The 17,967-nt window shown below is 64.0% G+C and carries 18 protein-coding genes; 17 read left to right on the top strand and 1 reads right to left on the bottom strand.

Annotated features, from left to right (window positions below; translation table 11 throughout):
* Window positions 1-34 precede the first annotated feature (34 nt).
* Genes aroC through aroQ form a run of 4 tightly spaced genes read left to right on the top strand, consistent with a single transcriptional unit; the run spans window position 35 to window position 3,305 of the window.
* Window positions 35-1,222, top strand: a complete 1,188-nt coding sequence (gene aroC, locus H7C86_RS22990) for a chorismate synthase (protein ID WP_003944974.1) — start codon at window positions 35-37, stop codon at window positions 1,220-1,222.
* A gap of 13 nt (window positions 1,223-1,235) precedes the next feature.
* Complete coding sequence (locus tag H7C86_RS22985) at window positions 1,236-1,745, top strand: shikimate kinase (RefSeq protein ID WP_020907693.1); 510 nt, start codon at window positions 1,236-1,238, stop codon at window positions 1,743-1,745.
* 25 nt (window positions 1,746-1,770) lie between these two features.
* Window positions 1,771-2,880, top strand: coding sequence for a 3-dehydroquinate synthase (gene aroB, locus H7C86_RS22980; protein ID WP_020907694.1), 1,110 nt, complete (start codon window positions 1,771-1,773; stop codon window positions 2,878-2,880).
* Complete coding sequence (aroQ, locus tag H7C86_RS22975; RefSeq protein ID WP_182262294.1) at window positions 2,877-3,305, top strand: type II 3-dehydroquinate dehydratase; 429 nt, start codon at window positions 2,877-2,879, stop codon at window positions 3,303-3,305. The genes aroB and aroQ overlap by 4 nt, the downstream gene beginning before the upstream one ends.
* Window positions 3,306-3,392: 87 nt before the next feature.
* Here the strand turns inward: aroQ and H7C86_RS22970 are convergent, their stop codons facing one another.
* Window positions 3,393-4,001, bottom strand: coding sequence for a B-4DMT family transporter (locus H7C86_RS22970; protein WP_182262293.1), 609 nt, complete (start codon window positions 3,999-4,001; stop codon window positions 3,393-3,395).
* A gap of 111 nt (window positions 4,002-4,112) precedes the next feature.
* Here H7C86_RS22970 and H7C86_RS22965 point away from each other — a divergent pair, with 111 nt between their 5' ends.
* The 13 genes from H7C86_RS22965 to gmk all read left to right on the top strand — a co-directional run bounded on the left by H7C86_RS22965 (window position 4,113) and on the right by gmk (window position 17,911).
* Window positions 4,113-5,207, top strand: a complete 1,095-nt coding sequence (locus tag H7C86_RS22965) for a Xaa-Pro peptidase family protein (RefSeq protein WP_020907697.1) — start codon at window positions 4,113-4,115, stop codon at window positions 5,205-5,207.
* A 34-nt stretch (window positions 5,208-5,241) separates the two neighbouring features.
* Window positions 5,242-5,805, top strand: a complete 564-nt coding sequence (gene efp, locus H7C86_RS22960; protein WP_003944958.1) for an elongation factor P — start codon at window positions 5,242-5,244, stop codon at window positions 5,803-5,805.
* Window positions 5,806-6,303, top strand: a complete 498-nt coding sequence (nusB, locus tag H7C86_RS22955; protein WP_007728014.1) for a transcription antitermination factor NusB — start codon at window positions 5,806-5,808, stop codon at window positions 6,301-6,303. It abuts the gene before it with no gap.
* 173 nt (window positions 6,304-6,476) lie between these two features.
* Entirely contained in the window at window positions 6,477-7,118 is a 642-nt protein-coding gene (pyrR, locus tag H7C86_RS22950; protein WP_020907698.1) for a bifunctional pyr operon transcriptional regulator/uracil phosphoribosyltransferase PyrR, read from the top strand.
* The gene (locus tag H7C86_RS22945) at window positions 7,115-8,059 is read left to right on the top strand and encodes an aspartate carbamoyltransferase catalytic subunit (protein WP_003944883.1); all 945 of its coding nucleotides are present in this window, start codon (window positions 7,115-7,117) and stop codon (window positions 8,057-8,059) included. The genes pyrR and H7C86_RS22945 overlap by 4 nt, the downstream gene beginning before the upstream one ends.
* Before the next feature lie 26 nt (window positions 8,060-8,085).
* Complete coding sequence (locus H7C86_RS22940) at window positions 8,086-9,393, top strand: dihydroorotase (RefSeq protein ID WP_003944990.1); 1,308 nt, start codon at window positions 8,086-8,088, stop codon at window positions 9,391-9,393.
* Window positions 9,394-9,399: 6 nt separating this feature from the next.
* Complete coding sequence (locus tag H7C86_RS22935; protein WP_020907699.1) at window positions 9,400-9,981, top strand: hypothetical protein; 582 nt, start codon at window positions 9,400-9,402, stop codon at window positions 9,979-9,981.
* Window positions 9,978-11,153 carry a glutamine-hydrolyzing carbamoyl-phosphate synthase small subunit gene (carA, locus tag H7C86_RS22930; protein WP_003944927.1) on the top strand — a complete coding sequence of 392 codons (1,176 nt, stop codon included), beginning with the start codon at window positions 9,978-9,980 and terminating at the stop codon, window positions 11,151-11,153. The genes H7C86_RS22935 and carA overlap by 4 nt, the downstream gene beginning before the upstream one ends.
* The gene (gene carB, locus H7C86_RS22925) at window positions 11,153-14,509 is read left to right on the top strand and encodes a carbamoyl-phosphate synthase large subunit (protein ID WP_019748372.1); all 3,357 of its coding nucleotides are present in this window, start codon (window positions 11,153-11,155) and stop codon (window positions 14,507-14,509) included. The genes carA and carB overlap by 1 nt, the downstream gene beginning before the upstream one ends.
* Window positions 14,506-15,327, top strand: coding sequence for an orotidine-5'-phosphate decarboxylase (pyrF, locus tag H7C86_RS22920; protein WP_021332968.1), 822 nt, complete (start codon window positions 14,506-14,508; stop codon window positions 15,325-15,327). Before carB ends, pyrF begins: the two co-directional genes overlap by 4 nt.
* Window positions 15,328-15,384: 57 nt before the next feature.
* Window positions 15,385-16,584 carry a glycosyltransferase 87 family protein gene (locus tag H7C86_RS22915; RefSeq protein ID WP_259349278.1) on the top strand — a complete coding sequence of 400 codons (1,200 nt, stop codon included), beginning with the start codon at window positions 15,385-15,387 and terminating at the stop codon, window positions 16,582-16,584.
* Between the two features lie 370 nt (window positions 16,585-16,954).
* The gene (gene mihF, locus H7C86_RS22910) at window positions 16,955-17,275 is read left to right on the top strand and encodes an integration host factor, actinobacterial type (RefSeq protein WP_003944825.1); all 321 of its coding nucleotides are present in this window, start codon (window positions 16,955-16,957) and stop codon (window positions 17,273-17,275) included.
* A 36-nt stretch (window positions 17,276-17,311) separates the two neighbouring features.
* Window positions 17,312-17,911 carry a guanylate kinase gene (gene gmk / locus H7C86_RS22905; protein ID WP_029255329.1) on the top strand — a complete coding sequence of 200 codons (600 nt, stop codon included), beginning with the start codon at window positions 17,312-17,314 and terminating at the stop codon, window positions 17,909-17,911.
* Window positions 17,912-17,967: the final 56 nt, after the last annotated feature.

The following is a 17,967-nucleotide window of genomic DNA, read 5'->3' as shown; positions in this document are numbered from 1 at the left end:
CAACTGAGGTCTGCGACGTGGAAAGATGGTCGGCGTGCTGCGTTGGATAACTGCCGGAGAATCCCATGGTCCCGCCCTCGTCGCGATGCTCGAGGGCATGGTCGCGGGGGTCGAAGTGACCTCTGAGGCCATCTCGTCCGAACTTGCCCGTCGTCGACTCGGTTACGGCCGTGGCGCGCGGATGAAGTTCGAGGCCGACAAGGTCACCATCATCGGTGGTGTCCGCCACGGATTTACGCTCGGTGGCCCCGTGGCCATCGAAATCGGCAACACTGAGTGGCCCAAGTGGGAAACCATCATGTCCGCCGACCCGGTCGACCCGGACCTGCTCGCCGATCAGGCTCGCAATGCCCCGCTGACGCGCCCGCGTCCCGGTCACGCCGATTACAGCGGCATGCTCAAGTACGGCTTCAACGACGCGCGTCCCGTCCTCGAGCGCGCCAGCGCTCGCGAGACCGCAGCCCGTGTAGCCGCCGGAACAGTCGCACGGTCGTTCCTGCGTCAGGTATTCGGTGCCGAGGTCGTTTCACACGTTATTTCCATCGGTGCTTCCGAGCCTTACGTCGGGCCCGTGCCGGAGGGCAAGGACCTGGACGCGATCGACGCGAGCCCGGTCCGCGCATTCGACAAGGCTGCCGAAGAGTCGATGATCGCCGAAATCGAATCGGCCAAGAAGGACGGCGACACCCTCGGTGGCGTCGTCGAGGTCGTCATCCACGGGCTGCCGGTCGGACTCGGCACCTTCGTCAGTGGCGCCGAGCGTCTCGATTCACGACTTGCCGCTGCCCTCATGGGAATTCAGGCCATCAAGGGCGTCGAGGTCGGTGACGGCTTCGAGACCGCGCGCCGTCGTGGCAGCGAGGCTCACGACGAAATCCGTCCGGGCCCGGACGGCATCGTGCGTTCCACGAACCGCGCAGGCGGTATCGAAGGTGGCATGACCAACGGTGAGGCTCTTCGAGTTCGCGCCGCGATGAAGCCGATCTCGACCGTTCCGCGTGCTCTGGCGACGGTCGACATGGAGAGCGGCGAAGAGGCCGTGGCCATCCACCAGCGCAGCGACGTGTGCGCGGTTCCGGCCGCCGGCGTCGTCGCCGAATCGATGGTTGCACTTGTCGTCGCTCAGGCCGCACTCGAAAAGTTCGGTGGTGATTCCATTGCTGAAACCACTGCCAACTACCGTCGTTACGCCGAGGGCATCGCAGCCCGACCGCCTCGATAGGACTCACGTATCGATGAAGCCGAAGGCTGTACTCATCGGTCCGCCCGGCGCCGGCAAATCGACCATCGGTCGACGTCTCGCGCAGGCACTCGAACTCGAATTGGTCGATACCGACGCCGAGATCGAACGGACCACGGGTAGAACGATCCCGGAGATCTTCACCCACGACGGAGAGCCTCGGTTTCGTGAGATCGAGGAATCGGTGGTTCGCGACGCGTTGCAGGCCACCGACGGAATCGTCTCGCTCGGCGGTGGTGCGATCCTGTCCGATCGCACGCGCGAACTGCTCCAGGGCCACACGGTCATCTACCTGGAGATCAGTGTCGCCGAAGGGCTTCGTCGCACGGGGGCGAACAATCATCGTCCGCTGCTGGCCGGCGGAGATCCCAAGGTCAAGTACCAGGAGCTGATGAGGCGTCGTCGTCCGCTGTACCGGCGTTCGGCCACGATTCGGATTCGGACCGACGGCCGAAGCCCGGCGCGTGTCGTCGGGCAATTGGTGTCGAAACTTCAAGACAAATGAACAACCGGAGCGGAGTAGTGGAGCAGTGACCGAACCCGTACGTGTAGAGGTGAAGACCGCAAGTCCCTACCCGGTCGTGATCGGCCGCGGCCTGCTCGGTGACCTTGTCGCCGAGTTCGACGGCGCGCGCACTGTCGCGATCTTCCATCAGCCGCCGCTGGCGGAGACCGCGGAGGCTGTACGGGCTGCATTGGCGGAGAAGGGAATCGACGCTCACCGCATCGAAATCCCCGACGCCGAGGACGGTAAGGATCTTGCCGTCGCGGGCTTCTGCTGGGACGTGCTCGGCCGGATCGGCCTGACTCGCAGCGACGCGATCATGAGCTTGGGCGGGGGAGCGGCGACCGACCTCACCGGCTTCGTAGCGGCTACGTGGATGCGTGGTGTCAAGGTTGTTCACGTCCCCACCACTTTGCTCGCGATGGTCGACGCAGCAGTGGGCGGCAAGACCGGTATCAACACCGAAGCGGGCAAGAACCTCGTCGGTTCGTTCCACGAACCGGGAGCGGTGTTCATCGATCTCGCGACGCTCGAGACTGTGCCGCACAACGAGATCGTTGCAGGCATGGCCGAGGTCATCAAGACCGGATTCATCGCCGACCCGGTGATCCTGGACCTCATCGAAGCCGATCCCAAGGCTGCTCTCGATCCGTCGGGAACTGTTCTGCCCGAGCTGATTCGGCGCTCCGTCGAGGTCAAGGCCAAGGTCGTGGCCGCGGATCTGCGCGAGTCGGATCTGCGCGAAATCCTCAACTACGGCCACACCCTCGGCCACGCGATCGAACGTCGTGAGCGCTACAAGTGGCGCCACGGTGCCGCTGTCTCCGTCGGCCTGGTCTTCGCTGCCGAACTCGGACGGCTCGCGGGCCGACTCGACGACGCCACCGCCGATCGTCACAAGTCGATCCTCGATCTCGTCGGGCTGCCGACGTCGTACGACGGTGATGCGTTCGGCGATCTGATGAAGGGAATGCAGACCGACAAGAAGAACCGTGCCGGGTTACTCCGTTTCGTGGTCCTCGACGGCCTCGCCAAGCCGGGCCGCCTCGAAGGGCCGGATCCGAGCCTGCTGGTCGCGGCGTACTCCGCGATCGCCCGTGATCCCAGGCCGGCCGGCGGAACGGTCCTGCTGTGAGGATCAACGTCGTCAACGGACCCAATCTGGGGCGTCTGGGTAAGCGTCAGCCCGAGGTCTACGGCGCGACCACACACGACGATCTGATCGAATTGTGCGTCGCGGCAGGTAAGGAGCTCGGCGTCGAGGTGATCGTCCGTCAGAGCGATCACGAAGGCGATCTGCTCGGTTGGATCCACGACGCGGCGGACGCGGGGGAACCGGTGATCCTCAATGCCGGCGGCTTGACGCACACGTCGGTGGTCCTGCGAGATGCATGCGCCGAACTGACCGCAGGTCTCGTCGAGGTGCACATCTCGAACGTTCATGCGCGAGAAAAGTTTCGGCACCATTCCTACCTGAGTCCGATTGCGACCGCCGTGATCGTCGGACTCGGCGTCGCCGCGTATCCGCTGGCGATCAGGTTCCTCGCCGAGCGAGGCTGAACGAGGGAAGTCGAAAAGCCGACCACACAAATGCGGCCCCGAGGAAAATTTCCTCGGGGCCGCATTTGTGTGTGTGGACGGCGGGCGTTACTGCTCGCGCTTGCCCAGATCGATCGCTGGGAAGACCGCGGTATCGGCGTCGGATTCCTCGACGGACATGGCGGCTCCGCTGTATGCGTGCTGCTTGGTGGGGGAGTCGTAGCCCTCGCTGACGGGCACCGGTTCGTGGTGACGCTCGTGGGACGGGGTCTGCGGAGCGGTTCCGTTCTTGCGCTGTTCACGACTGACGAAGAAACGTCCGACGGTGATGGCGATCATGGCGGGGACGAAGATGAGAAGGATCGTGAACGCCGCACCGGAGGTCACCTCGAAGAACAAGCCCTGCTGAGTGAGTTCGAGGGAGGGGACCAGGCTGAGTGCCCAGCTGGCAGCGCCGGCGACGAATCCGCCGACCAAAGCAGCTTTGAGCCACAGCATGGTCAGATCGGCGCCGTCCTCGGGTTCCGGGAAGTTTCGGCGGTCGCGAATGCCGTCGATACCACCCCAGATCGCGGCGAAGACGATGACGATCAACAGGGACAGCCAGCGCAGGGTGGACCCCTGAAGCGGCCACTGTGCGATTGCTGCACCGAGCAATGCACGAAACACAACATGTATCAGGGCCATGCCGAGGCCACGTACCAACCACGCATTCATGGGTACAGCCTAACTAGAACCCATTACACCTTGTGGCCTAACCCACACTTATTGCTGTAACCGTGAGTTTCGAGTTGATCGGCAGGTCTGCGAGGGCGGTAGGTTCGAGGGATGCCGGTCGACTTCAGAACACGCCGTGAATCCCTCAGACGCCTCCTCGCGGAGCGCGAACTCGACGCGATTCTCGTCACAGATCTCCTCAACATCAGGTACCTCACCGGTTTCACCGGTTCCAATGCTGCGCTCGTCGTCAGTGCGTCCGATTCGGCGTCCGACGAACGCGCGACGGTGATCTGCACCGACGGTCGTTACGTGACGCAGGTGGCGGAGCAGGTTCCGGACCTGCGCGCTGAAATCGCCCGTTCGAGTGCTGCGCACTTGATCGAGAAGTCGACGATGCCCGTTCTCGCGTTCGAGTCACACGTCGCGACGTTCGCCGAACATCGCGCATGGACCGAGGCAGCACCGAAGATCCGGTTCGAACCGGTGAGTGGACTCGTCGAACAGTTGCGCATGGTCAAGGACGAGCACGAGGTGGAGTTGTTGCGCGCCGCATGCACTTCAGCTGATGTCGCGTTGGCGCAGTTGATCGCTCGCGGCGGTCTGCGACCTGGCCGAACCGAACGAGAGGTCGGTCGTGAACTGGAAAACCTGATGCTCGACAACGGCGCAGACGGTATTTCCTTCGAGACGATCGTGGCGGCAGGCGTCAACTCGGCGATTCCGCATCACCGACCGACCGACGCGATCCTGGCGTCGGGTGACTTCGTGAAACTCGACTTCGGCGCACAGGTCGGTGGGTACCACTCGGACATGACCCGGACGTACGTGCTCGAGTCCGTTTCCGATTGGCAACGGGAGATTTACGAACTCGTCGCGCGGTCACAAGCTGCCGGTTGCGATGCCCTCGCTCCGGGTGTCGAATGTGCGGCCGTGGACGCCGCCGCCCGTTCGGTGATCGACGATGCAGGCTACGGCGAGTTGTTCCTGCACGGCCTCGGCCACGGTGTCGGCCTCGAAATCCACGAAGCACCGGGAATCGGCAAGCTCGGCACCGGTACACTTCTTTCCGGCGCGGCGGTGACCGTCGAGCCGGGCGTGTACTTCTCCGGGCGCGGAGGTGTACGGATCGAGGACACGCTCGTTGTTCGTGAGCAGGGGCCAGAGCTGCTCACACTGACCGCAAAAGACCTTACCGTCGTCTGAGACGGTTTCCCGACCCCTAGGAGACGCGAAGCAAGTGGCTTCCACCAGTGATTTCAAGAATGGTCTGGTTCTGCAGATCGAAGGCCAGCTGTGGACGATCATCGAGTTCCAGCATGTCAAGCCCGGCAAGGGCCCTGCCTTCGTGCGCACCAAGCTCAAGAACGTGCTCTCGGGCAAGGTAGTGGACAAGACGTTCAACGCCGGTGTGAAGGTCGAGACCGCCACGGTCGACCGTCGTGACATGACCTACCTGTACCACGACGGCAGCGACTACATCTTCATGGACGGCGACACCTACGACCAGGTGTCGATCAGTGAATCCACCGTCGGCGACCAGTCGCGTTTCCTGCTCGAGAACATGGCCGTCCAGGTCGCGACCCACGAAGACGTTCCCCTCTTCGTCGAGCTTCCGGTCACGGTCGAGCTCGTCGTCAAGCACACCGATCCGGGCCTGCAGGGCGACCGCTCCACCGGCGGCACCAAGCCTGCCACCCTCGAGACCGGTGCCGAGATCAACGTGCCGCTCTTCATCAACACCGGTGACAAGCTCAAGGTCGATTCCCGTGACGGCAACTACCTCGGGCGTGTGAATTCCTGAGTGTCCGGCACACATAAGAAACTCGGTGCACGCCACAAGGCGCGCAAGCGTGCCGTCGACTTCCTCTTCGAAGCCGAGGCACGTGACCTCGATCCGGTCGCGCTCGCATCGGAGCGTTCCGATCTGTCCGTCAAGGACGACGCGGTAGCACCCGTCGCGGCCTACACCGTCACGTTGGTGTCCGGCGTTGCGGAGAATCTGGACCGGATCGATCAGGTCATCTCCTCGCATCTGCAGGATTGGACGCTCGAGCGTCTGCCCGCCGTCGACCGTGCGATTCTGCGTATCGCCGTGTGGGAGCTCTTCCATGCGACGGACGTTCCGCCGGTTGTCGCCGTGGACGAGGCCGTCGAACTCGCGAAGCAGCTCTCGACGGACGACTCTCCGGGATTCGTCAACGGAATCCTCGGTCAGGTCGTTCTCGTTGCGCCGCAGGTTCGATCGGCTGCAGCTGCGACCTCGCAGCGCGCGCAGGAATCGGATTCGGGTACCGAGTAGCAAGTTCTGTTCCACCACCGCCGTGCGAGTGTCACCGTGCGCGTTGTGTGTCTGCACACAACCGGTCGAAGTCGCTGCTCGCACGGCGGGATCAGGTCTGTCGGCTGATAGGGTGGGGACCGTCAGACATCCTTTAACGATCCGTCCAGTGAGGCGGAGAAGGAGGTCGCTGTATGAGCGTGCCCGAAGGGTCTCGCCCATCCGATCTTGCAGGTCCAGGCAGCGCCAAGGCATCCGCTGGTGCCGAGGCAAGTAGTGAGACCCGTGAATTGTTGTCCGCCCAGGATGTGGGCCGGACCATCGCGCGGATCGCTCACGAGATCATCGAGAAAACCGCACTCGACGGACCCGAGGGAACAGCCCCTCGTGTGGTCCTGATCGGCATCCCGACGCGCGGAACCACACTCGCCACGCGACTGCGCGCCAAGATCGAAGAATTCTCCGGTGTGCGTCTTCCCATCGGATCTCTCGACATCACGCTCTACCGTGATGATCTCCGCACCAAGCCGCATCGCCCGCTCGAGCGCACGTCCGTCCCCGAAGGTGGCGTCGACAATGCTCTGGTCGTCCTGGTGGACGATGTCCTCTTCTCCGGTCGCACCGTGCGCTCCGCCCTCGATGCGTTGCGCGATCTCGGTCGCCCCCGGGCCGTCCAACTCGCAGTGCTGGTCGATCGCGGTCATCGCGAACTGCCGCTGCGCGCCGACTACGTCGGCAAGAACGTCCCGACCGCGAGGTCAGAAGACGTCAAGGTTCTCCTCCAGGAACACGACGGCAGGGAAGCGGTAGTCATCTCCGGAGGTAAGAGCGCGTGAAGCACCTTCTTTCCATCGCGGACCTCGATCGTGAGTCCGCGGTAGAACTTCTCGACGAGGCAGAACGCTTCGAGCAGGCGCTGCTGGGCCGCGAAGTACGCAAACTCCCGACGCTGCGCGGACGCACGGTCATGACGGTGTTCTTCGAGAACTCGACGCGCACCCGGGTGTCCTTCGAGGTGGCCGGTAAGTGGATGAGCGCGGACGTCATCAACGTCAGCGCATCGAGTTCCTCGGTGTCCAAGGGCGAATCCCTGCGCGATACCGCGATGACCCTGCGCGCGGCCGGTGCCGACGCTCTCATCGTGCGGCATCCGGCTTCGGGTGCCGCCCATCAGATCGCCAAGTGGACCGGAGCGGCCGACGACGGTGGCCCGGCAGTCATCAACGCAGGTGACGGCACGCATGAGCATCCCACTCAGGCGCTTCTCGACGCTTTGACCCTTCGCCAGCGCCTCGGCGACATCGAGGGCAAGCGGATCGCGATCGTCGGCGACATTCTGCACAGCCGTGTGGCCCGGTCCAACGCGCTGCTTCTGTCGATGCTCGGCGCAGAGGTCGTCTTGGTGGCGCCTCCGACACTGCTGCCGGTCGGCGCGCACACGTGGCCGGTCACGGTCTCGCATTCGCTCGACGCCGAACTGCCCGGACTCGACGCGGTGCTGATGCTGCGGGTTCAGGCCGAACGCATGAACGGCGGCTTCTTCCCTTCGCAGCGCGAGTACTCGATCAACTACGGCCTGTCCGAGAAGCGACTGGCGATGCTGGCCGATCACGCGGTGGTCTTGCACCCCGGTCCGATGCTGCGCGGCATGGAGATCGCATCCGCCGTCGCTGATTCCTCGAAAACTGCTGTACTGCAACAGGTTACCAACGGCGTACACATGCGCATGGCTGTCTTGTTCCGACTGCTGGTCGGGTCGGAGGACGGTGCGCTGTGACCAGAAACGAGAACGGAGAATCACCCGTGAGTGTCCTGCTCCGCGGAGTCCTGATCTACGGAGAAGGTGAGCCCACCGACGTACTCGTCGGCGACGGCACGATCCTCGAGATCGGCGTGGACCTCGATCCGGCCACGGCATCCGAGGTGATCGATGCCGGCGGGCAGATCCTGCTTCCCGGCTTCGTGGACCTGCACACCCATCTACGTGAGCCTGGTCGCGAAGACACCGAGACCATCGAAACCGGAAGCTCCGCGGCCGCTCTGGGTGGATACACCGCGGTCTTCGCGATGGCGAACACGAGCCCCGTCGCCGATTCGGTGGTCATCACCGATCACGTCTGGCGACGCGGACAGGAAGTCGGCCTCGTCGACGTCCACCCCGTCGGCGCAGTCACCGCAGGCCTGGAAGGCAAGCAGCTCGCCGAGATGGCGACCATGGCCGCAGGCGTCGGCAAGGTCAAGATGTTCTCCGACGACGGTCACTGCGTCTACGACCCACTGATCATGCGTCGCGCGCTCGAATACTCCAGCTCACTGGGCGTCCTGATCGCGCAGCACGCGGAAGAACCGCGTTTGACGGTCGGTGCGGTCGCCCACGAGGGCCCCACGGCCGCGCGTCTCGGACTGGCCGGATGGCCGCGAGCAGCCGAAGAATCGATCGTGGCCCGTGACGCACTGCTCGCGCGTGACGCCGGCGCCCGCGTTCACATCTGCCACGCATCCACCGCCGGAACCGTCGAACTCGTGAAGTGGGCTCGCAGCCAAGGGATTTCGATCACCGCCGAGGTCACCCCGCATCACCTGCTCCTCGATGATTCACGTCTCGAGACGTACGACGCCATCAACAAGGTCAACCCGCCACTTCGTGAGGCCAGCGATGTTGCTGCCCTGCGCAAGGGTCTGGCCGAGGGCATCATCGACTGCGTGGCCACCGACCACGCTCCGCACGCCGAGCAGGACAAGTGCTGCGAATTCGCGGCCGCCCGCCCCGGAATGCTCGGCCTCGAGACCGCGCTCTCGATCATCGTGCAGACGATGGTCCAGCCCGGCCTGTTGGACTGGCGCGGTGTTGCGCGGGTCATGAGCGAGCGCCCGGCGGCGATCGTCGGACTCGACGATCAAGGCCGTCCCATCGAGGTGGGGGAGCCCGCCAACCTGACATTGGTCGATCCGTCGGCCGAGTGGACGGTCCACGGCCCAGACCTGGCGAGTGTCGCGCATAACACTCCGTACGAGTCGATGACATTGCCCGCACGGGTCACGACCACACTGTTACGTGGCCGCATCACCGCACACGACGGGAATGTGCGGCTGCGGAGTAGCGAGGAGTAGCGCGTCATGGACAGAGCACTGTGGATCATCGGTCTGGCGATCTTCTGGGTCGCAATGATCGGCCTGATGTACGTCGGTTGGCGTGGACGCGCTCGACGCCAGAAAGACAAGATCGGCGAACTGCCGACGGTACCGGCAACCCTGGGTGAACTGCTCGTCCTGCCGACCACCGGCCTGTACGTCGGTAGCACCATCGCACCCAGTTGGCAGGACCGCATCGCCGTCGGCGACCTCGGTTTCCGCGCCACCTGCGAGATCAGCCGCTACAGCGGCGGAATTCTGGTCGAGCGTGACGGTGCGTCGGCCATCTGGATTCCGGAGAAGTCGATCCGCGCGATCCGCACGGAGAACGGTCTTGCCGGCAAGGTCATGAGCAAGGACGGCGTCCTGGTGATTCGCTGGGAATTGCCGAGCGGAACCGAGATCGACACGGGCGTGCGCGGTGACGACAAGACGGTTTATCCGGACTGGGTCAAGCCGGTAACTGCTTCGAACAAGACTGCTTCGAACAAGACTGCCTCGAACAAGACGAATGACAACGAAGACGCAAGCTCTGGCGACATCGAGCAGAACGGAAAGAACGCATGAGCGGCTTTGGCAACAGCCCCGCAGTACTGGTCCTCGAAGACGGACGGGTGTTCCGCGGAACCACCTTCGGTGCGGTTGGACAGACCCTGGGCGAAGCGGTGTTCAGCACCGGCATGACCGGCTACCAGGAAACGCTCACCGATCCCAGCTACCACCGCCAGATCGTGGTCTCCACCGCGCCGCAGATCGGCAACACCGGCTGGAACGACGAAGACGACGAGTCGGTCGGACCGACCGGCGAGAGTGCCGGCGCCAAGATCTGGGTTGCCGGGTACGTCGTTCGTGACCCCTCGCGCGTCACCTCGAGCTGGCGTGCAACCGGTTCGCTGCAGGCCAAGCTCGAAGAGCAGGGCATCGTCGGAATCGCCGGGATCGACACTCGTGCCCTGGTTCGCCACCTGCGTACTCGCGGTTCGATGAAGGCAGGCGTCTTCTCCGGTGAAGCCATCGCCGCCGATGACGAACTGGTCCGACGGGTTCAGGATCAGCCGACCATGCTCGGCGCCGATCTTGCCGGTGAAGTCAGCACCACCAGCGGCTACGTCGTCGAGCCGAAGGGCGGGGAGGCGCTGTACACGGTTGCCGCGATCGACCTCGGTATCAAGACCAACACCCCGCGCATGTTCGCCGAGCGCGGTATCCGCGTCCACGTGTTGCCGTCCAATGCGAGTCTCGAACAGATCCTCGACCTGAAGGCCGACGGAGTGTTCCTCTCCAACGGTCCCGGTGACCCGGCCACCGCCGACGGCGCAGTGCACCTGACAAAAGAGGTCATCGGACAGGGCTTGCCGCTGTTCGGTATCTGCTTCGGTAACCAGATCCTGGGCCGCGCCCTCGGCCTGAGCACGTACAAGATGAAGTTCGGCCACCGCGGCATCAACATCCCGGTGATCGAGCATCAGACGGGTCGCATCGCGATCACCGCGCAGAACCACGGCTTCGCACTCGAAGGTGAAGCCGGCCAGGAATTCGACACCCCGTTCGGTCGCGCCGTGGTAAGCCACACCTGCGCCAATGACGGAGCCGTCGAAGGTGTTCGCCTGCTCGACGATTCGGCCTTCTCGGTGCAGTACCACCCGGAGGCGGCAGCCGGCCCGCACGACGCTGCGTACCTCTTCGACCGCTTCACCAGCCTGCTCTCCGCACGGAAAGAAACCGGAGTCAAGAACTAATGCCACGCCGTACAGATCTCAAGCACATCCTGGTAATCGGCTCCGGTCCGATCGTCATCGGTCAGGCCTGTGAGTTCGACTACTCGGGCACCCAGGCTTGCCGCGTCCTCCAGGAGGAGGGCCTGCGCGTCAGCCTGGTCAACTCCAACCCGGCCACCATCATGACGGACCCCGAGTTCGCCGACGCCACGTACGTCGAGCCGATCACGGCCGAGTTCCTCGAAAAGGTCATCGCCAAGGAAGCGTTGCAGGGCAACAAGATCGACGCCGTCCTCGCGACGCTCGGCGGTCAGACCGCTCTCAACGCCGCTGTGGCGCTGCACGAGCAGGGCATCCTCGAGAAGTACGACGTCGAGCTGATCGGCGCCGACTTCGACGCCATCCAGCGCGGCGAGGATCGCCAGAAGTTCAAGGACATCGTCGCCAAGGTCGGTGGCGAATCTGCGAAGTCCGCAGTTTGCTACACGATGGACGAAGTACACGCCACGGTCGCCGAACTCGGTTACCCGGTTGTCGTGCGTCCGTCCTTCACCATGGGCGGCCTCGGTTCCGGCATGGCGTACGACGTCGACGATCTCAACCGCATCGCCGGTGGCGGTCTGGCCGCGTCGCCGACGGCGAACGTCCTGATCGAGGAATCCATCCTCGGCTGGAAGGAATACGAACTCGAGCTCATGCGCGACAGTCGCGACAACGTCGTGATCGTCTGCTCCATCGAGAACGTCGACCCGGTGGGTGTCCACACCGGAGACTCGGTCACCGTCGCTCCCGCGATGACGCTGACCGACCGCGAGTACCAGGCGATGCGCGACCTCTCCATCGATATTCTGCGTGAGGTGGGCGTCGACACCGGCGGCTGCAACATCCAGTTCGCGATGGACCCGAAGGACGGCCGCCTGGTTGTCATCGAGATGAACCCGCGCGTTTCCCGCTCGTCGGCGCTGGCGTCGAAGGCGACCGGTTACCCGATCGCGAAGATGGCCGCCAAGCTTGCCATCGGCTACACGCTCGACGAGATCGTCAACGACATCACCAAGGAAACCCCGGCTTGCTTCGAGCCGACACTCGACTACGTCGTCGTCAAGGCTCCGCGGTTCGCTTTCGAGAAGTTCCCCGGTGCCGACGGAACCCTGACCACCACGATGAAGTCGGTAGGCGAGGCCATGAGCATCGGCCGCAACTTCACCGAGGCTTTCGGCAAGGTCATGCGTTCACTCGAGACCAAGCGTGCGGGTTACTGGACCGGCGCCGACATCGAGACGGAGAGCCTGGACGCCCTGCTCGCCGATCTGAGCGTTCCGCAGGACGGCCGCATGTACGGCATCGAGAAGGCATTCGCCCTCGGCGCAACTGTCGAGCAGCTCTTCGACGCCACCAAGATCGATCCGTGGTTCCTCGACCAGTTCCAGCAGATTCACGAGCTCGGTGAAAAGCTTCGCGCTGCAGAGTCTTTCGACGAGGCTGCCCTGCGTCAGGCCAAGTACCACGGCATCTCGGACCGCCAGATCGCGGCTCTGCGCCCCGAACTCGGTGGTGACACGCACGCAGGTGAGGACGCCGTTCGCGCTCTGCGTGATCAGCTGGGCGTGCGCCCCGTCTACAAGACCGTCGACACCTGCGCCGCAGAGTTCGAGGCCAAGACGCCGTACCACTACTCGACCTACGAGCTTGATCCCGAGGCCGAGTCCGAAGTTGCTCCGCAGACCGAGCGACCCAAGGTTCTGATCCTCGGATCCGGCCCCAACCGCATCGGCCAGGGCATCGAGTTCGACTACTCGTGTGTCCACGCTGCCCAGACGCTGTCCGAGGCCGGGTACGAGACCGTCATGGTCAACTGCAACCCCGAGACCGTCTCCACGGACTACGACACCGCTGATCGCCTGTACTTCGAGCCGCTGACATTCGAGGACGTCTTCGAGGTCTACCGCGCGGAGGCGCAGTCGGGCACCGTTGCCGGCGTCATCGTCCAGCTCGGCGGCCAGACCCCGCTCGGATTGGCGAAGCGCCTCGAAGCTGCCGGCGTTCCCATCGTGGGAACCAGCCCCGCAGCCATCGACCTGGCGGAGGACCGCGGCGAATTCGGTCGCGTGCTCACCGAAGCCGGTCTGCCTGCCCCGAAGTTCGGTACCGCCACCACGTTCGACGGCGCCCGCGAGATCGCAGCAGGCATCGGCTACCCGGTGCTGGTGCGTCCGTCGTACGTGCTCGGTGGACGCGGCATGGAGATCGTCTACGACGAGGCTTCACTTGCCGACTACATCTCGCGTGCCACGGAGATCTCCGACGACCGCCCGGTCCTGGTCGACCGCTTCCTCGAAGACGCGGTCGAGATCGACGTCGACGCTCTGTGCGACGGCACCGAGGTGTACCTCGGCGGCGTCATGGAGCACATCGAGGAAGCCGGCATTCACTCCGGTGACTCGGCGTGTGCGCTCCCGCCCATCACTCTGGGCCGGGCGGATCTCGAGAACGTCCGCCGTTCCACCGAGGCTCTCGCAAAGGGCATCGGCGTCAAGGGCCTGCTCAACGTCCAGTACGCACTCAAGGACGACATCCTCTACGTGCTGGAAGCAAATCCCCGCGCCAGCCGTACGGTTCCGTTCGTCTCCAAGGCGACGGCCGTCCAGCTGGCCAAGGCATGCGCCCGCGTCATGCTCGGCGAATCCATCGCCGACCTGCGCGCAAGCGGCATCCTGCCGGCGACCGGCGACGGTGGAAACACCCCGGCCGGTGCACCGATCGCGGTCAAGGAAGCTGTGTTGCCGTTCAACCGCTTCCGCCGCGCCGACGGTACCGGCGTGGATACCTTGCTCAGCCCGGAAATGAAGTCCACCGGTGAAGTCATGGGAATCGACTTCGACTTCGGTACGGCTTTCGCCAAGTCGCAGACGGCCGCCTACGGGTCGTTGCCCACCACAGGCGCGGTGTTCGTCTCGGTCGCCAACAAGGACAAGCGTTCGCTGATCTTCCCGGTCAAGCGCCTGGCAGATCTCGGATTCACCATCCTTGCCACCGAAGGAACCGCAGATGTGTTGCGGCGCAACGGTATCGAGTGCAAGCAGGTGTACAAGCAGTCGGGTGAGGATGTTCCGGCCGGTGCCGAGACCATCGTCGACCAGATCCGCAGCGGCGAGGTCGCCATGGTCATCAACACCCCGTACGGCAACAACGGTCCGCGTGTCGACGGCTACGAGATCCGAAGCGCAGCAGTCGCGTCGAACATCCCGTGCATCACGACGGTCCAGGGCGCCTCGGCCGCCGTGCAGGGCATCGAAGCGGCCATCCGCGGCGACATCGGGGTTCACTCCCTGCAGGAACTGCACGCAGGTCTTCGTCAGCCGGCACAGCAGTCGTGAGTCACAGTTGGGGGCATCGTCTCCGGTCCGCGATCGCGGACCGGGGGCGGCTGTGCGTCGGTATCGACCCGCATCCCGCGCTTCTCGACGCGTGGGGACTGCCACGTACCGCCGAAGGTCTGGAGACTTTCGCCGAGATCTGCGTCGAGGCCTTCACCGGTGAGGTTGGACTCGTCAAACCTCAGGTTGCGTTCTTCGAGGCGTACGGAAGCGCCGGCTTCGCCGTGTTGGAGCGGACCATCTCGGTTCTTCGCGATGCTGGAACGCTTGTCGTCGCGGACGCCAAGCGCGGTGACATCGGTTCGACGATGGACGCGTACGCGCAAGCCTGGTTGGGTGATTCGCCGTTGGCCTCCGACTCGGTCACCGTTTCGCCGTACCTGGGATTCGGGGCGTTGGCTCCGACACTCGAACTGGCAAGGCAGAACGCACGCGGGATCTTCGTGCTGGCACGAACCTCCAATCCGGAAGGCGGCGTACTTCAACAGTCGTCGGCCGACGGTGTGAGCGTGGCTCAGTCGATCGTCAACGCTGCGGTCGACGCGAACGCCGACGGACGCGACACCGTCGGACTGGTGGTCGGTGCAACTCGGGACCACGGTCTGGACCTGTCGCAGTTCAACGGCCCGATTCTCGCTCCGGGGCTCGGCGCGCAGGGTGCGACGGCAGCGGATCTCGCAGACATCTTCGCGGGATCGACCGAGCTCCTGCTGCCGAACACTTCCCGTGGGGTGCTCAAGCATGGTCCTTCGGTATCGGCACTTCGGGAGGCAGCAATGCGTGACCGAGACGAGATCGAAGCCGCATTGGCGCACTGATCCGTGAGTGACCTCGAGGCTCGTTCGAGCGGTGGAACCCGGTGGTACCGTCCGTCGGTGAATCGTTGGTGGCAGATCGGACTTCTCGTCGCGGCGTGCGCGCTGCTCGCCACCGGGTTCCAATCCGTCACCGGCGTACACGGCGACGATCTCGCCGTGTACCGGACGGCAGGTCAAGCCGTCTTCGACGGCTCGAACCTGTACGACGAGTCGTTCAACGCGAGACTGCCGTTCACTTATCCGCCCTTCGCTGCGCTCGTCGCCGTTCCGGTCGCCTTGGGTTCCTGGGGTGCGGTCCAGTGGGGATGGAGTTTCGTCAGCCTCCTGATGCTGGCCGCGATCATCGTGCTCAGCTATCGCGAAGTCCCGTTCACACGTAGGCGGCCCGTCGTCGTCTACGTAGGTTTCCTGGTCCTGTGGACGGCGGCATCGCCGATCTCCGATCACCTCGGGTACGGGCAGGTCGGTTTGTTCCTGACACTCCTGTGCCTGATCGACGTGCTGGCTCGACCACGGTGGATTCCCGAGGGTGTGCTGGTGGGGATCGCCGGGGCCGTCAAACTGGTGCCTCTCGTCTACATCGGTTACTACGTGATCACCGGGCGTTGGAAAGCAGTTGCGGGCGGCCTCGCCGGCTTCCTCGGCGCCACGGCACTCGGCTTTGCCGTTCTCCCGCGACAGACGATCGACTACTTCGGTGACATCGCCTCACTCTCGGGGCGCGTCGCGGTCGGTGACCCGTCCGTGTTCGGTAACCAGTCCGTGCGTGGAATGGCCTTACGGCTACTCCCCGAGGGCCTGGTGGGTCCGGCATGGCTCGTCGCCTGTGCAGTGTTGGGTGTCCTCGGAATTGTCGCGACGCGGCGCGCTCAGCGCCTGCGAGGTGATCTTGCCGGTTTCACGGTGGTTGCTCTGCTGGCGGCAATCGTGACTCCCATTGCCTGGACCCACCACTTCGTGTGGTTGGTGCCGGCGGTGGGTGTGCTCCTCGTTCCGATCAAGTCGGGCGTGGGGGAGGACACCCGATCGGTACCCGCGTGGTCCTGGATCGCGATCGGCCTCACCGCTGCGGTCGTGCTGTTTCGGCTTCCTCGGGTCGGCGCGGACATGGATATCCCGGTCGTCGGCTTCGTCCTGGAGAATTCATTGCTCTGGGCGAGCCTCGCGGTAGTACTCGCTCTTGCCACCCCCGGCGCGAGCCGCACCGAACCGGACACGGTCGATGCCGACGATCCGAAATCGTCGCTGCCGACCTGAAAACAGGCCGCGACACGCGCATGGGCGTCGAAAATGCTCGAAATTTTTGGATGTGTCGGCGACCACGTTCATTCCCGCAGGTAACGATTTCGCAGACACGCATGGGGACGTCGCATCTGATGTATCGAAATGCTTTGTGTTACAGTCTATTTCGGTACTGTACGCACGTTCGTGTTGCGTCGAATCCGTCTCGATCCAGCCGAAAACGGCGATGATGTGTGACATCGATTCGACGCGCATAACCCACCGCGATCTGCATCGGACCGCGGGGGGGTGGGTTAGCAATTCGCGCCAGGCGTGAGTACGGTCGCTATCGCTGCTGGTTATCAGCGGAATAGACAAAATTTGCACACGACGAGACGGAGGAACCGTGGCCCTTCCCCAGTTGACTGATGAGCAGCGCGCTGCTGCTTTGGAGAAGGCAGCTGCTGCCCGCAAGGCCAGGGCTGAGCTCAAGGAGCGCCTGAAGCGTGGCGGCACCGACCTCAAGCAGGTCCTCAAGGACGCCGAAGACAACGAAATCTTGGGCAAGATGAAGGTTTCGGCACTGCTCGAGGCGCTGCCCAAGGTGGGCAAGGTCAAGGCTCAGGAGATCATGACCGAGCTGGAGATTGCACCGACCCGTCGCCTTCGTGGCCTCGGTGATCGGCAGCGCAAGGCTCTGCTCACCAAGTTTGACTTCGAGGCCTGAGCCGACAAGTGATGATTGCTGACGCGGCAGTGTCTGATGATTGCTGACGCAACAGTGTCAGAGAGCAAGACCGCAGTGCGGAGGGGTCGGCTGGTTGTACTGGCCGGCCCTTCGGCTGTCGGTAAGTCCAGCGTCGTTCGCGAGCTGAGAACTCGGTTGCCTGAACTCGTTTTCAGCGTTTCGGCGACCACTCGCGATCCCCGTCCCGGTGAAGTGGACGGCAAAGACTACCGATTCACTTCCCGTGAAGAATTTCAACGGATGATCGACTCCGGTGAACTTCTCGAATGGGCGGAAATCCACGGCGGTCTACAGCGCTCCGGCACCCCCGCAGCTCCGATCGAAGAAGCGCTCGAAGCTGGAAAGCCCGTACTCGTCGAGGTCGATCTCGCCGGAGCACGAGCTGTCCGCCAGGCGATGCCCGAAGCTCTGTTGGTGTTCATGGCTCCACCGAGCTGGGACGTTCTGGTGCAACGGCTGACCGGACGGGGAACCGAAACGGAAGACGTCGTGGCACGCCGACTCGAGACGGCCCGAGTGGAATTGGCCGCACAGGACGAGTTCGACACGGTCATCGTGAACGAGGATGTAAGCCGTGCTTGCGATGAGTTGGTATCCTTGTTGGTTGGGAACTGATTCCGCACCCTTCGGGAACCGATTTCCACCCCGTTTCTCAGATATCCGGATCGATA

It is taken from the genome of Rhodococcus sp. UFZ-B548 (assembly GCF_903819475.1).
Lineage (GTDB): Bacteria > Actinomycetota > Actinomycetes > Mycobacteriales > Mycobacteriaceae > Rhodococcus_F > Rhodococcus_F erythropolis.
This window is presented reverse-complemented; position numbering and strand designations above follow the sequence as displayed.

Excerpts from the sequence above, each read along its gene's own strand:
- H7C86_RS22985 (WP_020907693.1), top strand. The coding sequence starts at position 1,236 with ATGAAGCCGAAGGCTGTACTCATCGGTCCGCCCGGCGCCGGCAAATCG.
- H7C86_RS22970 (WP_182262293.1), bottom strand. The coding sequence starts at position 4,001 with ATGAATGCGTGGTTGGTACGTGGCCTCGGCATGGCCCTGATACATGTT.
- H7C86_RS22965 (WP_020907697.1), top strand. The coding sequence starts at position 4,113 with ATGCCGGTCGACTTCAGAACACGCCGTGAATCCCTCAGACGCCTCCTC.
- pyrR (WP_020907698.1), top strand. The coding sequence starts at position 6,477 with ATGAGCGTGCCCGAAGGGTCTCGCCCATCCGATCTTGCAGGTCCAGGC.
- H7C86_RS22935 (WP_020907699.1), top strand. The coding sequence starts at position 9,400 with ATGGACAGAGCACTGTGGATCATCGGTCTGGCGATCTTCTGGGTCGCA.
- carA (WP_003944927.1), top strand. The coding sequence starts at position 9,978 with ATGAGCGGCTTTGGCAACAGCCCCGCAGTACTGGTCCTCGAAGACGGA.
- carB (WP_019748372.1), top strand. The coding sequence starts at position 11,153 with ATGCCACGCCGTACAGATCTCAAGCACATCCTGGTAATCGGCTCCGGT.
- gmk (WP_029255329.1), top strand. The coding sequence starts at position 17,312 with ATGATTGCTGACGCAACAGTGTCAGAGAGCAAGACCGCAGTGCGGAGG.